Here is a 21435-nt window from a genome sequence, read left to right on the forward strand (position 1 = left end):
CTCCGGGTGGGGGGTCGTCGTGCGGGTGACGCTCGTGAAGGTCTGTACCCCGCAATGCGCCGGGCGCACCAGGTCAGGGCGCGAACAGGCCGATCTTCTCGTAGACGGTGGCCGCGGTGACGCTCGCGACGGCGCGCGCCTGCTCGGCCCCGGCCGCCAGGATCTTGTCCAGCTGGGCCGGATTGGCCAGGAACTCCTGCACCCGGGCCTGCACCGGCTCCACGAACGCGGTGAACGCCTCGGCCAGGCCGCCCTTCAGATCGCCGTAGCCGCGGCCCGTGTACTCCTGCTCCAGCTGCGCGATCGGCACCTCCCGCAGCTCGGACAGCAGCCCGAGCAGGTTCGACACCCCCGGCTTGTTCTCCTCGTCGTAGCGGATCTCCCGCTCGGTGTCGGTGACCGCCGATTTGATCCGCTTGACGCTCGTCTTCACCGGGGCGAGCAGGTCGAGGGTGCCGTTCGGCAGCGACTTGCTCATCTTGGCCCGCGGCTCGGTCAGGTCGTAGATCTTGGCCGTTGTCTTGAGGATGTACGGCTCGGGCACCACGAACGTCGGTCCGAAGCGGGCGTTGAACCGCTGGGCCAGGTTGCGGGTCAGCTCCAGGTGCTGGCGCTGGTCCTCCCCCACCGGCACCGCATCGGCCTGGTAGGCCAGGATGTCCGCGGCCTGCAGGATCGGGTAGGTGAACAGGCCCACACTGGACCGGTCGGCGCCGCCGCGTTGCGACTTGTCCTTGAACTGCGTCATCCGGCTGGCCTCGCCGAAGCCGGTCAGGCACTCCATCACCCAGGACAGCTGGGTGTGCGCCGGCACCTGGGACTGCACGAACAGCGTCGACCGGTCGGGGTCGATGCCCAGCGCGAGCAGCTGCGCGGCGGCGACCCGGGTGCGTTGCCGCAGCACCGCCGGGTCCTGCTCGACCGTGATCGCGTGCAGATCGACGACGCAGTAGAAGCACTCGTGCGTGTCCTGCATCCGTACCCACTGCCGCAGCGCGCCCAGGTAGTTGCCGATGTGGAACGAGTCGGCCGTTGGCTGGATGCCGGACAGCACCCTCGGTCGGCGGGACGCGGCGTTCATGGCGCTGATCTTGCCATCCGCCCCGCATCACAGATGCCGCCCGCGCCCGCATCTCCGGTCCCGGCCGGCCACGTCGCGCCGCCGGGTTGTCCTCGCGCCATGTCGAGGCGGCGCGCGGTTCGCTCGAGTGGCGCGACGTCGCCCGGCCGTCAGCGGTCCAGCTGAAGCCGGCGCCAGATGAGAATCAGCGCGCTGCCGAACACCAGCGGCACGAGGGGCACCGCCGACAGGGCCGCCGCACTCGACGCGGACGGCTGCAGGGCCCAGAACGCGGGCGCGACGAACGGCACCCAGGCTCCGACCTTGGCGATGGCTGCGATCTGCGCGACGGCCATGATGCCGACCGCCGTGCCGATCCCGGGGAGCAGGCCACGGCCCAGCGAGGCGGCCCAGCCGGCCGGGACGGCGATCAGCGCGGTGAGCAGACCGAGTGCGAGCTGGCGCCCCAAACCGACGAGGTCGTCCCCGGACGGCCACCCGATGCCGACGGCGACCCCGACGACGGGCAGCGCGAGAGTGATCGCCAGGCTGATCGCGGTTACCCAGATCCCGTAGACGGCCAGCTTGGCGGCGGCGATGGTGCCGCGGCCGACGGGGAGCCCGAACAGCCCGGACACCGTGCGGTCGGCGAACTCGCGGCCGGTGAGCCAGCTGATTCCGACGCCGAAGGCCAGCAACGCCGCCGCCGCCGTGACCTGCGCGGCCACCCCGAGCAGCGCCGGCCAACCTCCCGTTGCCGCGATCGGGCCGAGCTTGGCGACGATCTCGGCGTCGCCGGAACGGGCGGCCACGACGGTCACCCCGGCGAGTGCGGCCACGCCGACGACGAGCAGGGTGCCGGTGGCCCACAGCACCCGAGCAGACCGGGCCTTCCGGGCCTCCACCGCAACCGCGGCCAGCAGGGCATTCATCGCGGAGCTCCCATCGTGGCTCGTTGGCCGGCCGCATGCACGATCGCGAAGAAGGCCCGTTCGATGTCGACGCCGTCCGGGTCGAGCGTGCCGACCAGCCGGCCCTCCGCGATGACCGAGATGCGGGATGCGATCCGGGCCACCTCATCCAGGTGATGGCTGGACACCAGCACCCCGGCGCCGGCCGCGGACCGCCGCGCCAGCGCCTCCCGGAGCAGGATGATGCCGGCCGGGTCGAGGGCATTGGTGGGCTCGTCCAGGATGATCAAATCCGGCCGATGCTGCAGGGCGGCGGCCAGACCGAGCCGCTGCTTGTTGCCCAGCGACATCCGGCGGGCCCGGATGCCGGCGTAGCGGTGCAGATCGAGCTCGTCGAGCACCGCGTCGACCATCGGTCGGATCCGGCCGGTCGGCACGCGGTGCAGCCGGGCGGCCAGCTCCAGGTTGGTCCGGCCGTCGAGCTCGCCGTAGGCCAGCGGGTACTCGATCAGCGCGCCGACCCGGGCCCAGACGCCGGTCCCGGCCGACCGGATCTGCGTCCCGAACAGCTCGATGCGGCCGGCGTCCGGCCGGAGCATGCCGAGCATCAGCTTCATCAGCGTGGATTTGCCGGCACCGTTCAAACCGACCAGCGCGTGGATCTCGCCCGGCCTGACCGTCAGATCGATGTCCCGGACACCGGCGCCGCCGCCGTATTCTCGGCTCACGCCGGCCAGTCGCAGCGGCTCAATCACGGTTCACCGCCAGGACGTCCAGGGCTCGCTCAATGGCGGCCGACAGGGTGCCGTCCACACCGCCGCCCCACTGCAGCAGCGCCGTCATCAACGCGGCCATCACGGCCGCCGCGGCGATGGCCGCCTCGGCCGGCGCAGCCCCGCCCGCGATGAGCTCGGCGACGATCGCGGCCTCGGTGGCCGCGGTGCCGGCGCGGACGGCGGCGGCCAGGCTCGGCGTCGCCGCGACGATCGCCACGCGCTCACGGACGTCGCCCTCCTCGGTGATCGGCATCGTGCGCCAGGCCGCCCGGATGCCGCGAACCGCCCGCAGCAGCGGTGGCAGATCGGTGGGCTGGTGCCCGATCGCGCCGGCGATCAACGGGTCGTAGGGATCGTCGAGCAGCAGTTGGTCCTTGGACCCGAAGTGCCGGTAGAAGGTCATTTCCGTGACGCCGGCCGCCGCGGCGATCTCGGCGACCGTCGTCCGGTCGTATCCCTGGCGGGTGAAGAGGTCGATGGCGGCGGCCAGCAGCCGGGCGCGGGTGCGTGCGGTCCGGCTCGTCGTCGTTGGAAGGGGGACGGTCATGCAGCAAATGTTAGCCTCTAACATTTGGTGTTGACAAGGGTTTGTCCTAGCCGTCGGCCGGCCGCAGCTCGTCGGCGTACGACACGGTCCGCCGCCGCAGGACGCCACCGGGCCCGAGCGTGTATTGGCCCATCCGCCACAGCGGCGGCGAGTAGGCGTGCACCGAGACACTGCCCGGATCGCGGCCGGTCAGCCGGTGGATGTGGTCCGGGCCGAAGCCGAACACCTGCCCGGCGGTGACGTCGGTGCGGATGCCGTCGTCGGCCACGGCCAGGTTGTGCTCGGTCAGCGCTCCCCGCAGCACCGCCACCGCACCGGACGAGATGTCGTGGTCGTGCCAGCCGGTGTCGTTCTCCGGGGTCCAGCACAGCAGCCAGACGTCGACGTGGCTGTCCCGGTGCAGGCTGACGTAGTGCCGCTTGTCGTCGCTGAATGCGATGTGCGGCTCCAGCGGGGCCGGGTCGGCCGCGATCGAGCTGGCCAACTCGATCAGCTCGTCGGGATCCAGGTCGCGGCCGGGCAGGGTCTGCAGGGTCAGGCCGCCGGCCTCGTCGGCGATCCGGTGGGCGTGCCGGGCGGCGACCGTGGGGCCGTCCACCCGTGCGGCGATGGCGGTGGCGATCTCAGTCGTTTCAGTGCTGGTCACGGTTGTTCTCCGGTGAGCAGTCGGTGCGGATTGGTCTGGGTGAAGGCGACCCGCAGCGCATGGCCCAGGTCGGTGACGTACGGGGTGCCGTACGGGCGGTCGCTGCCGACGATGAGCGGGTCGACGCCCAGCGCGCGGGTCAACGCGTCCACGCCCTGCCGCCCGTACGAGGACGTCTCGACGAAGGTGTGCGGATCGACGGTGACGGGGCGGCCGGCGCGGGCGTGGAACCGTTCGTGCTGGGCGGGGGCCAGCCCGGCGCCGGCCGCGAAACACACCCGCAGGCGCGGGAATCCGGCCCGGCCGGCGACCTGCCAGGCCCACCAGGCGGCCTGCAACTGGGCCGGGTACTCGACGACGGCGGCCCACCAGGCCGGGCGCGGTCCGGCCGTCCGCGGCACCGGCCCGGGGTGCACGAACACCGGCCGGTTCGCGTCCTGCACGACATCGAGCACCTCGCCGAGCCGGTCCACGTCCGCCGGCGACTGCCACCAGGTGGCCGGGATCTGCAGGCCGGCGAAGCCGTCGTGCAGCTGGTCCTTGAGCGTCGCGACGTCGGGGTCGTGCCGGTTGACCGCGGCCCAGGCGTCGAAGTCGGGCCGCAGATCGGCGACGCCGTGCCAGGCGTCCAGCAACGGCCGTGCCTGCTCGGATGGCAGGTCCTCGATGCCCAGCGGGCTGGACAGGCCCAGGACCACCCGGCCCGGCTCGGTCGCCCGGCGCCGTTCGGGGTCGTGGTCGGCCGGGGGGACCGCGAACGGCGGCTCACCGGCCAGGTGCAGCGTCCAGCCGTCCAGCCGCGGCGATTCGCGGCGACGGCGCAGGGCGTCGAGCAGCGCCGGCGGCCACAGGTGCTGGTGGATGTCGATGGGTGTGTGCGTCATGACGCGAGGTCCTCGCGGGGTCGGTTGCCCGGCACCGGCGCAAACCGGGTCGGCTGAGCGGTGGCTCAGCGGCAACACATGGCGCTGGCGACCCGACGCAGGTCGACGTGCCGGCGGCGATACCCGCTCGTTCCGGCTCCGTTCAGCATGCCGCGAGGCTACACGGGGCGAACCTGCGAGGCCACCGTCGGCAACGGCCCAGTCGGCGAGCGGCGTGCTGGTAAGTTGCGCAACTGACACGGGGTGCCCGCACAGGTCGGGCTGAGAGAACACCCGTAGCCACCTGATCTAGGTAACGCTAGCGAAGGGATGTCCTGATGACCGTCCGCGTACTGTCTATCGCCGGGTCCGATCCGTCCGGCGGTGCCGGCATTCAAGCCGACCTGAAAACCTTTGCTGCGCAGGGTGTCTACGGCATGGCGGTGATCGCGTCGCTGACCGCGCAGAACACCACCGGGGTCCGGGGCGTGTTCAGCCCGCCGGCGTCGTTCCTGGCCGAGCAGCTGGACGCGATCTCCGACGACATCGCCGTCGACGCGGTGAAGATCGGCATGCTGGGCTCGGCCGAGAACATCGCCGTGGTGCGTGACTGGTTGGCCGCGCACCGGCCGCCGTTCGTCGTGCTGGACCCGGTGATGGTGGCGACCAGCGGCGACCGGCTGCTCGACAGCGACGCCGAGTCGGCGTTGCGGGCGCTGCTGCCGTCGGCGGATCTGCTCACCCCGAACGTCGCCGAGCTGGCAGTGCTGGTCGGCGACGAGCCGGCCCGCGATCTGGACGGCGCAATCGCGCAGGGCAAGGCGCTGGCCTCGACGACGGGCGCGCAGGTGCTGGTCAAGGGCGGGCATCTGTCCGGCGCCGGCGCCGAGCGGCTGGCCGCCGACGCGCTGGTCGGGGCCGACGGGTCGGTGACGGTGGTGGCCGGACCTTGGGTGGAGACGAAGAACACCCACGGCACCGGCTGCACGCTATCGTCGGCCCTCGCCGCGCTGCGTCCGCAGCGGGAGTCATGGGCGGCCGCCGCCGTGGACGCCAAGGCATGGTTGACCGGCGCGTTGGTCGGCGGCTCGCTCGTCGAGGTCGGGCGGGGCCGGGGTCCGGTTGACCACCTGCACGTGCTGTTCCCGGCCGCCTTCTCGACGACGGTGTGGGAGCGGATCGCCCCGCTTCGGGCGGCCATCGAGACGATGCCGTTCATCACTGCGCTGGCCGACGGGACACTGCCCTGGCCGAACTTCCGCTTCTACCTCGCCCAGGACGCCTGGTACCTGCGCGAATACGCCCGCTGCCTGGCCCGGGTCGCCGCGCTGGCGCCCGACCAGGACGCGCAGGAGTTCTTCGCGCACTCCTCGGCCGCCGCGCTGGAGGCGGAGATGGCGCTGCACCGGACGCTGCTCACCGCCCACGGCGAGTCGCTCGACAACGTGCAGGCGTCCCCGATCACCACGGCCTACCTGGACCACCTGCACCGCTGCTGTGCGACCGGCTCGTACGCCGAGGCCGTCTCCTCGGTGCTGCCCTGCTTCTGGCTGTACCAGCACATCGGCGAACGGCTGGGCGAGCTGCACACCGCGGCCGGCGCCGCGGCGGCCGACCACCCCTACGCGGCCTGGATCGAGACGTACGCCGACCCGGCGTTCGCCGAGTCCACCGCTCGCGCGGTGACCCTGGCCGACCGCGCGTACGCCGCCGCATCCTCGGCCGATCGGGCCGCGATGATCGCCGCGTTCGAGCGCTCCAGCCAGTACGAGTGGATGTTCTTCGACCAGGGCACGGCGCTGCCCGCCTGGCCCGTCTGACGCGGCCGCCGCCGCGCTCGGTCCAGGCGAGCCCCGCCGACGGCGGCGCCTCGGCCCGTCGGACGCGGCTCCAGCACCCGTTCCAGGCGAGCCCGCCCGCTGGGCTGGCCGACCATCAGCCCGGCCCGGCCCCACCCAACTCCCCACGAGCGAACGGGACTCCTTGTCGACCAGAAGTTCTGTTCGCCGGGGAGGAGTTCGCTGCGCCCGGGAGGAGTTCCCTGCGCCGGCAAGTGCGACACCCGCGGCCTCTCCCGGTGACCGACACGCACGTTGTCCCCATGGGCGAGTTTCATCCACATCCACCGTCTGCTGCTGGCCCTGTGCGAGTTCGGGTTCAACAGTAAGGAGATGTTCGAAGAAGACGACGCGGGCCACGTCGCGGACCGGGCCGGGCCCACACCGAACCTGCTGATCCACCGGGCCGTCGCCTTCGAGCGCGGCGTGGATGCCGACGACATCAAGCGTCGGGTGGCCCGTGGCGATTGGCAGATCCTCCGCCGAGGCGCCTATGCGCGCTCGTCCGCCTTCGCGGCGCTGCCCGCACCGGAGCAACATCGGCTGCGGGTGGCCGCCACCATGGCCCAGCTGGACGGCCGGCACGTGGTCAGTCACCGCTCGGCGGCGTGCCTGCACGGAATCGCCCTCCTGCACCCGCCGAGCACGCTCGTGCAGGTGACGAACTCCGAGACCCGCTCGGGCCATCGCCGGCGAACCCTGCAGACCTTCTGCGCGGCCCTGGACCCCGACGAGATCACGATCCTGGACGGGACGCCGGTGACCACGGTCGCCCGCACGATCATCGACGTCGCCCGCACCGGCGGGTTCGACGAGGGCGTGGTTGCGGCCGATCACGCCTTGCACGAGGGCTGGGTCGACGCGATCAGCTCGCGGCGTCGGCCGCTCGGGCGGCTCGGCGCAGCGGGATCCGCACCGCACACCAGGTCATCGCGTTCGCCGACGCGGGCGCCGAGAGCGTCGGGGAATCCCGCAGCCGGATCGCCATGGACCGGCAGGGACTGCCCCCGCCGGAGTTGCAGTTCCGGGTCGTCAACCTGTGGGGAAACGTCATCGCCCGGACCGATTTTCGGTGGCGCGAGTTCAACACGGTCGGCGAGTTCGACGGGGCGACGAAGTACGGTCGCGGCCTGCTCGATGGCCGGCAGCCCGGCGACGCCGTCTTCCAGGAGAAGCTGCGGGAGGACAGCATCCGCGACCATGGCCTGACCGTGGTTCGCTGGACCTGGGACGAGCTCGACGATCCGCGAGCCCTGGCCGACAAGATCGGGCGCGCCCTGACCCGCGGCCGGGCGCTCGCGGTCGCAGGGCCGACTTGACCTCTCGACCAGCGGATCCCACCAGCGGCGGACTGATCGGCCGCCGCCGCGCTATGGCAACTCCGGTCGGGCGAGCGGAACTCCTGATCGACCTGGCGCCGGGTTCGCCCCACGGGAGTTCCGCGGCGCGGCGGCCGGGGCCGGAGCGGTGCTGCTCCGGACACCGCCTCAGTCGGGCCTCGGCGGCGGTGCCGCAACGTCGGGCAGCGCCGCGACCGATCAGCCCAGCCGCTTGGCCAGGTTCTGATCCAGCGCGACGAGGAAGTCCTCGGTGGTCAACCACTCCTGGTCCGGACCGACGAGCGCGGCCAGGTCCTTGGTCATCTTGCCGTCCTCGACGGTGGAGATGATGACGTCCTCGAGCGTCTCGGCGAACCCGGTGACCTCGGGCGTGCCGTCCAGCTTCCCGCGGTGCTTGAGGCCGCCGGTCCAGGCGTAGATCGAGGCGATCGGGTTGGTCGAGGTGGGCTTGCCGGCCTGGTGTTGCCGGTAGTGCCGCGTCACGGTGCCGTGCGCCGCCTCGGCCTCCACGGTCCGGCCGTCCGGCGTCATCAACACCGAGGTCATCAGGCCGAGCGAGCCGAAGCCCTGGGCAACGGTGTCGGACTGCACGTCACCGTCGTAGTTCTTGCAGGACCAGACGTAGCCGCCCTCCCACTTGAGCGCGGAGGCGACCATGTCGTCGATCAGCCGGTGCTCGTAGGTGATGCCGGCCTCCTTGAACCGCAGGATGAACTCGGCGTCGAACACCTCCTGGAACAGATCCTTGAACCGGCCGTCGTAGGCCTTGAGGATGGTGTTCTTGGTGGACAGATAGACCGGGTACTTCCGGGCGAGGCCGTAGTTGAACGACGCCCGGGCGAAGTCGCGAATCGAGTCGTCCAGGTTGTACATCGCCTGCGCCACACCGGAGCTGGGTGAATCGAACACCACGTGCTCGATCGGCTCTGAGCCGTCCTCGGGGGTGAAAGTGATCGTCAGCCGGCCCTTCCCGGGGAACCGGAAGTCGGTCGCCCGGTACTGGTCGCCGTAGGCGTGCCGGCCGACGATGATCGGCTTGGTCCAACCCGGCACCAGCCGGGGAATGTTGGAGATGATGATCGGCTCGCGGAAGATCACCCCGCCGAGGATGTTGCGGATGGTGCCGTTGGGCGAGCGCCACATCTTCTTCAGGCCGAATTCCTCCACCCGCGCCTCGTCCGGGGTGATGGTGGCGCACTTGACGCCGACGCCGTGCTTCTGGATGGCGTTCGCCGCGTCGATGGTGATCTGGTCGTTGGTGTCGTCCCGGCTCTCGATACCCAGGTCGTAGTACTCCAGGTTCACGTCCAGATACGGCAGGATCAGCTTTTCCTTGATGAACTGCCAGATGATGCGGGTCATCTCGTCGCCGTCCAGCTCGACGACGGTCCCCGTTACCTTGATCTTCGCCATCTGTCGCGTTCTCCCTTGTGCCGTCGTGCCAAGCGTCCGCGGACCCGGCAAGGCTCGACACGGGCCCGACATTGGTGCGAGATCTCCGCGCAGACCGTACCGTCAGCACGGGTGCGGGTGCTTCGGCGGGTCGACGGATTGAGGCCCACGCCACGTCACCCCGGCAGGGCAGGGGGACGTGATGGGGTCGGCCGGCAGTGGAGTTGAACGGAGCTTCTCCGGCGACCGAAAGGCCGCCTGGGAGGGATTCTTGCAGAGCCAAGCCCGCTTGATGCAGCGATTGGGGCACGAACTCGAGGAGGCCGGCAAGATCCCGCTGTCGACCTACGACGTCCTCGCCCAGCTGGCGGAGAACGGCGGCCGGTTGCGGCTGCGGGATCTGGTCGACCGGGTGGTGCTGTCCCAGCCGGGGTTGTCCCGCAAGGTGGCCCGGCTGGAAGAGGAGGGCCTGGTCGAACGGTTGCCGGATCCCACCGACGGGCGCGGGGTCGTGGTCAAACTGACCCGCAGCGGACGGGCCGCCCTGCGCAGCGCCGCCGTGGTGCACATTGCCGGCGTCGAGCGGGTCTTCACCGATCGCATCTCGGAGGACGAGGCGCAGGTGCTCGCCCGGGTGTTCACCCGGCTGCAGGGCGGATCGACCGACTGAACACCGCGGCGCCGCAACGCGGTCAGGTCAGGCCGATCGCCAGCACCATCATCGCGACACCGGTCAGGGCGTAGAACCCGACGTCGAACGCCTTGCCGCGCACCGCCAGCACGCCGATGACGCGGTCGGACAGCAGCAGCCGGAGCAGCCCGGCCAGCAGCATCGCGAACGCCAGCGCGACGGTGCCCCGGCGCCAGTACGCCAACGCGATCAGCACGAGGCCGACGGCCACGATCGCCAGCACGGTGGTGATCGGGATCGCCCGCACCAGCGCACGGCTCGACGTCATTGCGCGGACGCCGCCTCGGCCGCCGCCACCACATTGGTCAGCAGCATGGCCCTGGTCATCGGGCCGACCCCGCCGGGATTGGGCGCGACGAACCCGGCGACCTCGGCCACCAGCGGGTCGACGTCGCCGACGATCTTGCCGGCCACCCGGCTGACCCCCACGTCCAGCACCGCCGCGCCCGGCCTGATCATGTCCGCGCCGACGATGCCCGGCGCTCCCGCCGCCGCGACCACGACGTCGGCCTGGCGCAGCAGCCGGGGCAGGTCTCGGGTGCCGGTGTGGCACAGGGTGACCGTCGCGTTCTCCGCCCGGCGGGTGAGCAGCAGACCCAGCGGGCGGCCGACGGTGATGCCGCGGCCGATCACCACGACGTGGGCGCCGTTGAGCGGTACCCCGTACCGGCGCAACAGTTCGACGACGCCCAACGGCGTGCACGGCAGTGGGGCCGGGTGACCCAGCACCAGCGAACCGAGGTTGTACGGGTGCAGGCCGTCGACGTCCTTGGCCGGATCGACCCGGCTCAGGATGGCGAATTCGTCCAGGCCGGTGGGCTGCTGCACGAGGAAGGCGGTGCAGTCCGGGTCGGCATTCAGCTCGTCGACGACGTCCTCGACCTGCTCCTGGGTGCTGCCGGCGGGCAGCTCCCGCTGGATGCTGGACACCCCGATCTCGGCGCAGTCCCGGTGTTTGGCCGCCACGTACCAGCGGCTGGCGGGATCGTCACCGACGAGCACGGTCCCCAGGCCGGGCACGGTTCCGCGGTCGGCGAGCGCACGCACGCGGTCCCGCAGCTCGAGCTTGATCGCGGCGAGGGTCGCCCGCCCGTCCAGAATCACCGCGGTCATGAATCGATCACGATCCGCATGATGTCATCCCGCGGCGCTGCGCTCGGGGGCAACCGCGATCTCCCGCCCGAGCGTCGCCCCCTCCCGGAGTTCCAGCCCGTCGCCGCTCCAGAACTTTCCGGGGTCGTACCAGTTCTGCGGCCGGTGGTCGGGCAGCAGCCCCATCGCCTGGTACGTGAGTGCGACGACCTCGGCGCAGTACACCGTTTCGGTGTCCCGGTGAAAGCGGAGGCGGCCGCTCGCCCAACTCTTGGTCAGCTTCCAGGTGCTGGGGAAGGGCGCTCCGTCGAGCCGGGCAATGGTCTTGAGGACCGCGTCCTCCATCGCCTCGGTGGCCTCGGGAACGAGCTGGCGCAGCCAAGCACGGGCGCCGTACCTGACGTTCCACGTGGTGACGGCGTCGCGCAGGTCGTGCAGTTGTACGCCGCGCTGCCGCTTGCCGGTCCACATGTCCGGCAGCGATCGGCCGAGTTCGGCGTGCCACATCAGCGGCGGCAGGTCGTCGATCACCACCGCCATGCCGACGTGGTTGACCGGCGCATTGGTCAGCGTGCGGATCGTCCGATCGGCCAGCGTGCTGCCACGGAAGAGCCAGACATCGCCGGTTCTGGTCAGTTCGGCGGCCTCATCGAGCGCGAGCGCCGCGCGTGGTGGCCGTTCCGACATGCCGATCAAGATAGTCGGCCGGGTCCGACGGGCCACCAGGCGGCACCCGAGTTCGGCCCGGGAGACCGACCCGGACCAGGTGGTTCACGAAGTGGCCCGGCCACCGCTCCAGGAACCATGACAGGGTATGAATAGTTGTCCGATCGGACCGCTCGGGGAGGTCTGCGCCGGCGAAGGGAGTCTGGGTGACGACGGCGGCCGGCGGGACATCGAATCCTCGGCGCCGTGGCGGGCGACTGACCACAGCGCGCGGTGACGGCCAACTCCTGTTCCTGCGGGAGTTCGTCCGGGCGCCGCTGCGGACCGCGTCCGTGATTCCCAGCTCACGGTCGCTCGCCGAACAAATGGTGCGCCCGCTGAACCATCGGGACTGGACGCAGCGCGCACCGGTCGTGCTCGAACTCGGCCCGGGCACCGGGGCGTTCACCCGGGTGATCCAGGAGACCGCCCCCAAGGGGACCCGGCACCTGGGTATCGAGCTGAACCCGGCCATGGCCCGGCATCTCTCGTCCACCTTCCCGGACGTCGAAGTGATCGTCGGCGCCGCCGCCGACCTGCCGCACATGCTGCATCGGATCGGCATCGACGGGGTCGACCTGATCATCAGCGGGCTGCCGTGGCAGAGCTTCGCCGGCCCGGCCGGTCCGCGGCTGGTCGACACCATCGCCGGCTGCCTGGCCCCGGGCGGCACCTACACCCAGTTCACCTACGCCTGGACGAGGTGGGCGCCGCCGGCCCGACGACAGCACCGGACCCTGCACGAGTCGTTCGACGAGGTTCAGGTGTCCCGCACCATCTGGCGGAACCTGCCGCCGGCATTCGTCTACACCTCCACCCGTCCCACCCCGGCCGACGGCTGACCGGCCGGTTACGGTAACGGTCGTGCGGACCAAGGTGTGGAAATGGTTGGGCGTCGCCGGGATCGCCGGGGTGGCGGCGACGGGCGCCGCGCTGGTCGCCCGCGGGGAGCGGGAGCGCCGTGCCTACACCCCCGAGGATGTCCGGGCCCGGCTGCACGACCGGGCCGTGCAGCTCAGGGACGAGGACTCGGAGTAACGGGTTCGCTGCGCCGGCCCGACCAGCGGCTCGCCGCGACGACCAAGGCTCCGATGCCGACCACCCCCGCCGCGATGGCCAGGATGTACAGCGCGACCCCGCCGTATCCCCAGGCCTGCAGATGCGGGTTGAGGAACGGGTACGGGTACCACCAGTCGTTGCCGGTGCGGAAGTCGCTCACCAGCGGCCCGCGGACCAGCGTGTAGACCACCCAGACCACCGGGAACGCGACGATGGCGCCGAGGGTCGACCACGGCGCCGCCCGGCGTTTGGGCGCAATGACCACGTCGACGAGCAGGAACAGCGGTGCCCAGACGTGCAGGATCTCGTTCGACCAGGGCACCGTGCTGCCCTGCGGCAGCGGAATGTTGCGCAACAGCAGGTTGTACACCAGCCCGGTGATCAGCATGTACGTGCTCACGCAGGCCAGCAGAACGGCGAACCACCGCGGATCGACCCGAGCCCGGGACAGGCCGATGACGCCGCCGATGGTCAGGGCCACCACCGCCCCGCAGTTGGAGGCGATGGTGAAGAAGCTGAAGAAGTCGACGATGGTGGCCCCGACGGGCCAGCCCCGGTCCGCAGAGATCCCGACGCTGCGGATCAGCTGCCCGACCACCGCGGCCACGATCGCCGCGGCCACCACGAATCGGAACACCGACCAGGCAATGGCCCACGCCCGCTCCTGCCGCACTCGATCCCCCGTCCCGGCCGGAACCCGGTCCGCCCGGATCCCCCGCCTGTTCTACCCGACGGTGGTCATGCGGCGCGGGCGGCGCGGCGGCGGCTCACCCCTGGTGACGGCCGCTGACGACTCAGTCGTCGCCGCCGATGGCCAACCCGTGGGCGGCGGCGAACAGGACCGCCTGGTCGACCGCCACCCGCGCCCCGGTCAACACCGCGCCCACCCACAGGGCGGCGTCGATCCGGGCGCCCCGCAGGTCGGCGCCGGTCAGGTCGAGACGTTCGGCGCGCGCCCCGGTCAGGTCGGCGTCGCGCAGATCACAGCCGGACATGATGGCCCGCACCAGGTTCGCCTCGCGCAGCCGTAGTCCGGACAGGTTCACGCCGGTCAGGTTCGCCCCAGCCAACGACACCAGGGTCAGGTCACAGTCGCGGATGGTCAGTGGCCGGGTCCGGCAGTCGGTGAAGGTGGATCCGGTGAGCCGGCACCCGTCGAACGACGCGCCGTGCAGCGCGGCCCGTTCGAAGCTGCAGGAGACGAACGCGCTCGACCGGTGCGCACTGTCGTACAGCTCGGTGCCGCGGAACCGGCACTGCGTGAAGGTGACCCGGTGGGTGCGCGCGTCGACCAGCGTGGCCTCGCTGAAGTCGCAGTTGGTGAACGAGATGCCGGCCAATTCCTGGCCGGTCAGATCAACCTCGGTGAAGTCCTCGTCGGCGTACTGGGTTTCGGTCAGGTGCAGCACCATCGGAGCGGTCAGTGGAAGAAGTGCCGGGTGCCGGTGAAGTACATGCTGACCCCGCCGGCCTGGGCGGCGGCGATGACGTCCGGGTCCCGGACCGAACCGCCGGGCTGGACGATGGCCCGCACGCCCGCGGCGATCAGGATCTCCGGGCCGTCGGCAAACGGGAAGAACGCGTCCGACGCGGCTACCGACCCGCGGGCCCGCTCCCCCGCGCGTTCCACCGCCAGCCGGGCCGAGTCGACCCGGTTGACCTGCCCCATGCCGATGCCCACCGACGCACCGCCCGCGGCCAGCAGGATCGCATTCGACTTCACCGACCGGCAGGCCCGCCAGGCGAACGCCAGATCGCTCATGGTGGCCTCGTCGACCGGATCGCCGGCCGCCAGCGTCCAGCTCGCCGGGGCGTCCCCCGGGGCGTCGATCCGGTCCCGGAACTGGGCCAGGACGCCGCCGGAGATGGCCCGGAATTCCACCGGATCGGGGGCGGTCTCGGCCGGCATGACCAGCAGCCGGATGTTCTTCTTGCGGGTCAACACGGTGACCGCGTCGTCGGCGAAGCCCGGGGCGAGCACCACCTCGGTGAACACGTCGGCGATCTGCTCGGCCATGGCCAGGTTCACCGGCCGGTTGGCCGCGATGACCCCGCCGAAGGCGGACACCGGGTCGCACTCGTGGGCCAGCCGGTGGGCGCGGGCGATGTCGTCGTCGGTGCCCCCGGCGACCGCCGCGATGCCGCACGGGTTCGCGTGCTTGATGACGGCCACGGCCGGGTCGGCGAAGTCGTTCGCCGCCCGCCAGGCCGCGTCGACGTCGACGTAGTTGTTGTAACTCATCTCCTTGCCGTGCAGCTGGGTCGCCGACGCCAGCCCGGGCCGCCAGTGCCGGTACAGCGCCGCCGCCTGGTGCGGGTTCTCCCCGTACCGGAGGGCGGAGACCTTGTCCCAGGTCGCGCCGGTGAAGTCGGGCCAGCCGGGCGTGCCGTCGGCCGGCTCGGTGGTCGCCGCCCCCAGGTAGGACGCGACCGCGATGTCGTAGCTGGCGGTGTGCGCGAAGGCCGCCGCAGCCAGCCGAGCCCGCTCGGCCAGGGTGAAGCCGCCCTGCCCCAGCGCCGCTTCGATGTCGGGATACCGGCTCGGGTCGACCACGATGGCCACCGACGGGTGGTTCTTGGCCGACGCCCGGACCATCGCCGGACCACCGATGTCGATCTGCTCCACGCACTCGTCGAACGAGGCGCCGGCCGCGACGGTCTGCCGGAACGGGTAGAGGTTGACCACGACCAGGTCGAACAGCTCGATGCCCAGGTCCTGGGCCTGCCGCAGGTGGTCGGGCAGCCGGGTGTCGGCGAGCAGGCCGCCGTGGATCGCCGGGTGCAGCGTCTTCACCCGGCCGTCCAGGCACTCGGGGAAGCCGGTCACCTGCTCGACCGGGGTGACCGGGATGCCGGCGTCCGCGATCGCCTTGGCCGAACCGCCGGTGGACACGATGGCCACCCCGGCGGCGTGCAGCGCGGTGGCCAGCTCGATCAGACCGGTCTTGTCCGACACCGACAGCAGAGCGCGCCGAATTGGCCTGCGCCCCTGTTCGGTCAGCTCGTCGGCCATCCCAGAACCACCTTCCGTCCGTGCACCGAGTACGGCGCCGCGGTCAGCGCCGTCACCACGTCGACCAGCAATGACCGCTCGACGACCTTGATCCGTTCATGCAGGGTCGTGACGTCGTCGTCGTCGGCCACCGGGACGGCCCGCTGGGCAACGATGGGGCCGGCGTCCACCCCGGCGTCGACCAGGAACACGGTGCAGCCGGTGAGCTTGACCCCGTGGCCCAACGCGTCCGCCGGGGCGTGCATGCCCGGGAACGCCGGCAGCAGCGACGGATGCGCGTTGATCACCTTGTTGTCGAAGGCGCGCAGGAAGGCCGGGGCCAGCAGCTTCATGAACCCGGCGAGCACGACCAGGTCCGGGGCGTGGGCGCCGACGGCCGCGGACAGGGCGACGTTCCAGGCGGTGCGGTCGGCGTGGTCGGCCACCCGGCAGGTGAAGGTCGGCACCCCGGCGGCGACCGCCCGGTCCAGCGCGCCACACGACGCCAGGTCGGACCCAGCGGCGGCGACCCGGAACGGCTTGGGATCGGGCGCATCCAGCAGGGCCTGCAGCAGCGTGCCGGATCCGGAGGCCAGCACGACCACGTTCTTGGGCGACGGCGTGGATGGAGTCGGGGCGTCGGGCACGGCTGGCTCGTGACTTCCTTCGGTGGGTCGGCCGGGGTGGGCCAGGATCGGGCCGGTCCAGGCTAGTCGGCCGAGCCGGCGAGGCCGCCATCCGGTCCGGTGGCCGAGCTGGCGAGGCCGCCATCCGGTCCGGTGGCCGAGCCGGCGAGGCCGCCATCCGGTCCCGAGGCCGAGCGTGGGAGGCCGCCATCCGGTCCCGAGGCCGAGCGTGGGAGGCCGCCATTCGGCCCGCTGGCCGAGCTCGCCGATCCCGCCTGATTCGATCGGAAGGACGATTCGCGCACCCTTCGAGGTATCCGGATCCTCGCTCCGACACTCATCAGTCCGGACGAATACGGTGAATGCCAGCCAGAAATACCACAAGGGGTTGCCGACGTCATGACCGACCAGCCACCCGCCGCACCGCGCGGCCGGCACCGCTCCACCCCCGGGCGCAGCCGCACCCTGATCATCGTTGGCGTGGTCGTCGCGCTCGTTGCGGCGGTCGGCGTCGTCACCTGGCTGGTCCGCTCGGGGTCGTCACAACCGACCAATACGGCGTCGGGATTCGGTTCGGCATCGGCATCGGCATCGGCATCGACCCCGACGACCGAGGTGTCGGGCGACGCCGCCGAGGCGAGTTCCGGGGTAGCCGCCGAGTGCAGGGTCGCGGACGGGGCGGTGACGGTGGCGGCAGCTCCGGATATCGCGCCGGTGCTCGCCGACGTGATCGCGCAGCACGGGTTGACCGCGGCGGACTGTCCGATCCGCATCGAACCCACCGATCCCGGCCAGGTCGCGCGGAACGGCGCGGTCGACGCGGCGGTGTGGATCCCGGATTCCTCCGTCTGGCTGTCCCGGGCGTCAGCCGCCGGACTGGCCGTCGCCGGTGCGGCGCCCTCGATCGCGACCACCCCCGTGGTATTCGCGCTGTCCGGTCAGGCGACCCAGCAGCTGGCCGCGGCCGGTGCATCCGCGGACGTCGCCGGGATTCTGGCGACCCGGAAGGCCGCGGCGCCGATCCGGGTGGGACTGTCCGATCCGGACGAGTCCGCAGCCGCCATCGCGGCGGTGTTGGCGGCTCGGGCGTCGGTCACCGGGGCATCGGATGCGCGAGCGGCCCTCACCTGGGGCGTCCGTTCCAGCCCGGACGACCTGCCGGTGCCGAGCACCGAACTGCTCGGCCGGCTGGCGGGCGATCCGGCCACCGCACTCGCAGTCAGCGAGCAGGCTCTGGTGTCCTACAACGCTGCGGCGACCGGCGACCATGCGCATGCCGTGTACCTGGGCCCGGGGGGCTTCGCTCTGGACTACCCGGTGGCCGCAATCGGGGCGGATCCCGCGGTGCAGGCGGCCGCGTCCGACCTGGCGGAGGTGCTGGGCACCGAGCAGGTGCGCAGCGCGCTGCAGGACGCGGGGTTCCGCGCGCCGGACCAGTCGGCGGGTCCGACGTTGGCCGCCGCCGACGGCGTCGATCCGGCTCACCGGGAGGCCGGAACCCCGCCGACCGCGCAGGCCGTCGACGACGCCATCCGCAGCGTTCAGGTGACCAACGAGGCGTCCAGGACGCTCGCGGTCATGGACATCTCCGGGTCGATGCTGGCCACGGTGCCCGGGACCAACGGCGCGGACCGAATCAGCCTGGCCAAGGACGCCGCCGCCCGCGGGCTGGGCCTTTACCGGGCGGACAGCGACATCGGGTTGTGGGAGTTCTCCACGAACTTGACCCCCACCAGCGACCACCTGGAACTCATCGGAATCAGTTCGCTCGGACCGGACGGGCAGGGGGGCACCGGCGCGGCGAAGTTGGCCGCCGCGCTGAGCGGATTGCAGGCCATTCCGAACGGCGGCACCGGCCTCTACGACACCACGCTGGACGCAGTCCGGGCCGTGCGGGCCGGCTACGACCCGAACCGGGTCAACGCGGTGCTGCTGTTGACCGACGGGATGAACGACGACAACAACAGCATCACGCTCGATCAGCTGCTGAGCAGCCTGACCGCCGAGCAGGACCCGTCCAAACCGGTTCCGGTCATTGCGATCGCGTTCGGCCCGGACAGCGACGTGGCCTCGCTCCAGCAGATCAGCAAGGCCACCGGGGGCGCCACCTACCTGTCCCAGGATCCGCGGCAGATCGGCGAGATCTTCCTGGACGCCGTGGGTCAACGGCTCTGCCGGCCCAGCTGCTGACAGCGACGTCGGCCCGTTCTCCGCCGCCGGTGTGCAGAAGACGGGCGATCAGGGGGTCGGCTGGTTCGCCTCGGAATGCGTGGCCTCGTCGTCGGGAGTCGCGTCCGATTCGGCCTGCGGCGCGACGGCGGACTTGGTCGCCTTGGTGATCCCGGTCGCTCCGGTGCCCTCGGCGGACTCAGCCGACTCAGCGGACTCAGCCGACTCAGCCGACTCAGCCGACTCAGCCGACTCAGCCGACTCGGCCGACTCTGTCGACTGTGTCGCCTCGGCGTGCTCCGCGGACTCGGCGGACCGGCGAGGACGTCGGGTCGGCTTCCGTCCGGCCGCGGACCGGTCGGTCGGACGCTTCGTGCGGCGGGCCCGACGCGCTCGGGGGGCCGCCGGAGCGGCGTCCGACTCACCGTCCGTCGCTGCGGTCGCCTTGGCCGTCCCGGCGCCGTCGGCGACCTCCCGAACCTGCCACGGCACGGTCCGCCAGCCGGACACCGCTGCGATCACGCAGGCGACCGAACCGACCTCGATCGCGATCGCGGGCCCGAGGAGCCAGGCGGGGACCCCCATCGTCGACCAGCGCCCGTCGCCGACGCCACCGCCCGCGACCACGGCGGTCGCGGCCAGCAGCGTCCCGGTGAGGACGCCGGCCAAGGCCGCCGCCGCGACCCGATCGGCCCGGGTGACCAGGCGGCGCATCACGGGCCGGGCGACCAGGTACCCCACGGCCAACGGAAGGACCATGCACGCCAGCCCGAGCATGGTGCGCCCGTCGTGTTGCGGTGCAGCGGCCAGCAGCGGTACGCCGGGCAAGTCAACGGTCGACGTGGCCAGCGGGGAGTAGGTACCCGGCCCGAATTCGAATCCGACGCCGGAGAGGAAGCCGACGGCCGCCACCACCGCGTTCGGCAGGTAGGCCAGGCCGAGCAGCGTCATGCCCAGCCCGTCCAGCCAGGACGGAGCCGCCGCCGCGGCGATGTCGACGGCGGACCCGAACCGCAGGATCAGGCCGCAGGACAGGACCATGGCGCCGGCCCCGACCAGGGCACTGGTCCCGACGAGGGCACCTCGCACGCCCGCTCGAGCCCAGCCGGGCAGCGCCCGGCGCAGCCACTGGAACCAGGCCGAGTCGCCGCGGAGCATGCCAAGGGCCGTGGCCACCAGAGCCAGCGCGAATGCCGCCCAGACCCAGCCGGCCGGCACGGCTCCGGGCGTCGAGTAACCCCGGGTGGTCGCGGCGACGACCAGCCCGTAGACGCCGGCGGTGGTCAGCACGGCGACGCACTCCTGGTAGCGACCGTTCGGCAGGAAGCGGCCGCGCCGGGCGGTCACCGCCAGCAGAGTCACCGGGACGGCGGTCAACAGCAGGGGCGGCAGGCTCAGCGTGACGTCGCCGATCGCCACCGGCATCAGGTTCGCCAGGGCGAAAGCGGTCACGCCGCCACGCATGGCCACCGCCGGATCCGGACCCGAGGCGGGGGTGATCGCCCAGACCATCAAGGCCAACCCGGCGGTCAGCAGCACGCCGGCGACCGCGACGACGGCGCCCCGAACGGCAGCCGCCGCGACGACCAGGCCGGTCGCGGCGGGCCGGTCATCGGGCGCCGTCGCGGTCGCCCGTTCGGGAGCCATTTCGCGCAGCACCGGCCCACTGTCACACGCCGGGTCGACCCGGCGGGCCAGGCACGCCGATTCTTCGCCGGGTGGTCTCAAGCGGCCGGCGGGCCGTATCGGACCGGCCAGGCGGGCCAGCGGGGCCCGATCGCGGAACCGGCGCCGATCGCCGACGCCCCGCCGCTGACCGCCGGGTTCAGGGGCCGGGAAGCCGGTCCGCGCCGTGCTGCAGGAATGCCGACGTGCCGGCGACCACCGTGTCACCAGTGGGGTCGACCAGCTTGCGCCCGGCCAGCGCAGTGGCCGCCGGCGACGATTGATAGCGCAGATGCGGCCGAGGATCCCGGGCGATGCCGGCGATCACCTCGGCGACGCTCGCCGGCTCCTCCCCGCTGCCGAGCAGCCCGGCCATGGTGGCGTTGTACCGGCCGAGCAGGTCGGCGTACGGGTCGGCCGGGTCGACCGACCCGGTACGCCCTCCCGCGTTGCGGAGGAACGCGGTGCGCACCGGCCCCGGCTCGAGCACGCTGACCGATACCCCGAACGCGGCCAGGACCGGCGCCAGGCCCTCCATGAGCCCCTCGACGGCGAACTTGCTGGCGTTGTAGGCATCGCTGAACGGCATCCCGATCACGCCGTTCGAACTCGTCACGGTGACGATCCGGCCCGAACCGCGGGCCCGCATCCCAGGGATGACCGCCCGGGTGACCCGGGCGACGCCCAGGAAGTTCAGCTCCCAGGAGCCGCGGAGCTCGTCGTCGGACAGCTGCTCAAGTGTGCCGCGGTGACCTGCCCCTGCGTTGTTCACCAACAGGTCGATGGCGCCGTGGTCGGTCAGCACGGCCTGGACGCCGCTGCGCACCGAATCGGGGACGGTGACGTCGATGGACCGCAGCTGGACGCGATCCCCCGCGGCGACCAGGTCCGTCAGCGCCGGCGCCTGGTCGGGACGGCGCGCGGTGGCCACCACCCGCCACCCGTCTGCGGCGAGCGCGGCGACGGCCGCCAGGCCGATCCCGCTGCTGGCCCCGGTGACCAGCGCGATCCCACGGTCCATGGCGTGCCTCCACTCGATGGTCCGACTCGACGACGCCCGGCT

The 21435-nt window shown here is 72.0% G+C and carries 23 protein-coding genes and 1 riboswitch; of the genes, 6 read left to right on the top strand and 17 right to left on the bottom strand.

The genetic code is table 11. The features are described from left to right. Positions 1-73 precede the first annotated feature (73 nt). From trpS to ACILSK_RS01270, 7 genes are all read right to left on the bottom strand, one after another. Positions 74-1081, bottom strand: coding sequence for a tryptophan--tRNA ligase (trpS, locus tag ACILSK_RS01240; RefSeq protein WP_395725285.1), 1008 nt, complete (start codon positions 1079-1081; stop codon positions 74-76). A 149-nt stretch (positions 1082-1230) separates the two neighbouring features. Further along, positions 1231-1992 (bottom strand): ABC transporter permease, encoded by a 762-nt coding sequence (locus tag ACILSK_RS01245; protein WP_395725286.1) that lies wholly within the window; start codon positions 1990-1992, stop codon positions 1231-1233. Further along, positions 1989-2726, bottom strand: a complete 738-nt coding sequence (locus ACILSK_RS01250; RefSeq protein ID WP_395725287.1) for an ABC transporter ATP-binding protein — start codon at positions 2724-2726, stop codon at positions 1989-1991. Before ACILSK_RS01250 ends, ACILSK_RS01245 begins: the two co-directional genes overlap by 4 nt. After that, entirely contained in the window at positions 2719-3294 is a 576-nt protein-coding gene (locus tag ACILSK_RS01255; RefSeq protein ID WP_395725288.1) for a helix-turn-helix domain-containing protein, read from the bottom strand. The genes ACILSK_RS01250 and ACILSK_RS01255 overlap by 8 nt, the downstream gene beginning before the upstream one ends. A gap of 46 nt (positions 3295-3340) precedes the next feature. After that, a complete protein-coding gene (locus ACILSK_RS01260) occupies positions 3341-3940 on the bottom strand; it encodes a cysteine dioxygenase (protein ID WP_395725289.1) in 600 nt (199 codons plus the stop codon). Then, entirely contained in the window at positions 3937-4824 is an 888-nt protein-coding gene (locus ACILSK_RS01265; protein ID WP_395725290.1) for an amidohydrolase, read from the bottom strand. Before ACILSK_RS01265 ends, ACILSK_RS01260 begins: the two co-directional genes overlap by 4 nt. A 65-nt stretch (positions 4825-4889) precedes the next feature. After that, on the bottom strand, positions 4890-4973 hold the full coding sequence (locus ACILSK_RS01270) for a putative leader peptide (RefSeq protein WP_395725479.1): 84 nt from the start codon (positions 4971-4973) through the stop codon (positions 4890-4892). A gap of 80 nt (positions 4974-5053) precedes the next feature. Continuing rightward, a riboswitch (TPP riboswitch) is annotated at positions 5054-5151 on the top strand. Between ACILSK_RS01270 and thiD the strand changes: the two genes are divergently transcribed. Both thiD and ACILSK_RS01280 read left to right on the top strand, forming a co-directional pair. Then, positions 5142-6623 carry a bifunctional hydroxymethylpyrimidine kinase/phosphomethylpyrimidine kinase gene (gene thiD, locus ACILSK_RS01275; protein WP_395725291.1) on the top strand — a complete coding sequence of 494 codons (1482 nt, stop codon included), beginning with the start codon at positions 5142-5144 and terminating at the stop codon, positions 6621-6623. (Overlaps the previous riboswitch by 10 nt.) Before the next feature lie 1004 nt (positions 6624-7627). Next, a complete protein-coding gene (locus ACILSK_RS01280; protein WP_395725292.1) occupies positions 7628-7960 on the top strand; it encodes a hypothetical protein in 333 nt (110 codons plus the stop codon). 219 nt (positions 7961-8179) lie between these two features. On the opposite strand, the gene ACILSK_RS01285 is transcribed toward ACILSK_RS01280, so the two are convergent. Then, positions 8180-9394, bottom strand: coding sequence for an NADP-dependent isocitrate dehydrogenase (locus ACILSK_RS01285; RefSeq protein WP_395725293.1), 1215 nt, complete (start codon positions 9392-9394; stop codon positions 8180-8182). Positions 9395-9665: 271 nt separating this feature from the next. Between ACILSK_RS01285 and ACILSK_RS01290 the strand changes: the two genes are divergently transcribed. After that, positions 9666-10043 (top strand): MarR family winged helix-turn-helix transcriptional regulator, encoded by a 378-nt coding sequence (locus tag ACILSK_RS01290; RefSeq protein ID WP_395725480.1) that lies wholly within the window; start codon positions 9666-9668, stop codon positions 10041-10043. Between the two features lie 22 nt (positions 10044-10065). Here ACILSK_RS01290 and ACILSK_RS01295 read toward each other — a convergent pair whose 3' ends face one another. Genes ACILSK_RS01295 through ACILSK_RS01305 form a run of 3 tightly spaced genes read right to left on the bottom strand, consistent with a single transcriptional unit; the run spans position 10066 to position 11843 of the window. Beyond that, positions 10066-10332 carry a DUF3017 domain-containing protein gene (locus ACILSK_RS01295; protein WP_395725294.1) on the bottom strand — a complete coding sequence of 89 codons (267 nt, stop codon included), beginning with the start codon at positions 10330-10332 and terminating at the stop codon, positions 10066-10068. Then, the gene (locus ACILSK_RS01300) at positions 10329-11177 is read right to left on the bottom strand and encodes a bifunctional methylenetetrahydrofolate dehydrogenase/methenyltetrahydrofolate cyclohydrolase (protein WP_395725295.1); all 849 of its coding nucleotides are present in this window, start codon (positions 11175-11177) and stop codon (positions 10329-10331) included. Before ACILSK_RS01300 ends, ACILSK_RS01295 begins: the two co-directional genes overlap by 4 nt. 24 nt (positions 11178-11201) lie before the next feature. Further along, the gene (locus ACILSK_RS01305; RefSeq protein WP_395725296.1) at positions 11202-11843 is read right to left on the bottom strand and encodes a hypothetical protein; all 642 of its coding nucleotides are present in this window, start codon (positions 11841-11843) and stop codon (positions 11202-11204) included. Between the two features lie 185 nt (positions 11844-12028). Here ACILSK_RS01305 and ACILSK_RS01310 point away from each other — a divergent pair, with 185 nt between their 5' ends. Together ACILSK_RS01310 and ACILSK_RS01315 are read left to right on the top strand one after the other, a co-directional pair. Continuing rightward, positions 12029-12703, top strand: a complete 675-nt coding sequence (locus tag ACILSK_RS01310) for a class I SAM-dependent methyltransferase (RefSeq protein ID WP_395725297.1) — start codon at positions 12029-12031, stop codon at positions 12701-12703. Positions 12704-12725: 22 nt separating this feature from the next. Beyond that, on the top strand, positions 12726-12899 hold the full coding sequence (locus ACILSK_RS01315; protein WP_395725298.1) for a hypothetical protein: 174 nt from the start codon (positions 12726-12728) through the stop codon (positions 12897-12899). Here the strand turns inward: ACILSK_RS01315 and ACILSK_RS01320 are convergent. The 4 genes from ACILSK_RS01320 to purN all read right to left on the bottom strand — a co-directional run bounded on the left by ACILSK_RS01320 (position 12877) and on the right by purN (position 16559). Further along, a complete protein-coding gene (locus ACILSK_RS01320) occupies positions 12877-13593 on the bottom strand; it encodes a Pr6Pr family membrane protein (protein ID WP_395725299.1) in 717 nt (238 codons plus the stop codon). The two genes, ACILSK_RS01315 and ACILSK_RS01320, sit on opposite strands and share 23 nt — an antisense overlap. Positions 13594-13714: 121 nt before the next feature. Further along, complete coding sequence (locus ACILSK_RS01325) at positions 13715-14332, bottom strand: pentapeptide repeat-containing protein (RefSeq protein ID WP_395725300.1); 618 nt, start codon at positions 14330-14332, stop codon at positions 13715-13717. Positions 14333-14340: 8 nt separating this feature from the next. Next, positions 14341-15933 (bottom strand): bifunctional phosphoribosylaminoimidazolecarboxamide formyltransferase/IMP cyclohydrolase, encoded by a 1593-nt coding sequence (gene purH / locus ACILSK_RS01330; RefSeq protein ID WP_395725301.1) that lies wholly within the window; start codon positions 15931-15933, stop codon positions 14341-14343. Then, the gene (gene purN / locus ACILSK_RS01335; RefSeq protein ID WP_395725302.1) at positions 15918-16559 is read right to left on the bottom strand and encodes a phosphoribosylglycinamide formyltransferase; all 642 of its coding nucleotides are present in this window, start codon (positions 16557-16559) and stop codon (positions 15918-15920) included. The genes purH and purN overlap by 16 nt, the downstream gene beginning before the upstream one ends. A gap of 378 nt (positions 16560-16937) precedes the next feature. Between purN and ACILSK_RS01340 the strand changes: the two genes are divergently transcribed. Further along, a complete protein-coding gene (locus ACILSK_RS01340) occupies positions 16938-18728 on the top strand; it encodes a substrate-binding domain-containing protein (RefSeq protein ID WP_395725303.1) in 1791 nt (596 codons plus the stop codon). Positions 18729-18776: 48 nt separating this feature from the next. Here the strand turns inward: ACILSK_RS01340 and ACILSK_RS01345 are convergent, their stop codons facing one another. Continuing rightward, complete coding sequence (locus tag ACILSK_RS01345) at positions 18777-20366, bottom strand: DUF6350 family protein (protein WP_395725304.1); 1590 nt, start codon at positions 20364-20366, stop codon at positions 18777-18779. A gap of 166 nt (positions 20367-20532) precedes the next feature. Next, positions 20533-21393, bottom strand: coding sequence for an SDR family oxidoreductase (locus ACILSK_RS01350; RefSeq protein ID WP_395725305.1), 861 nt, complete (start codon positions 21391-21393; stop codon positions 20533-20535). Positions 21394-21435 lie beyond the last annotated feature (42 nt).

The organism is Nakamurella sp. (assembly GCF_044224575.1).
Classification (GTDB): domain Bacteria; phylum Actinomycetota; class Actinomycetes; order Mycobacteriales; family Nakamurellaceae; genus Nakamurella.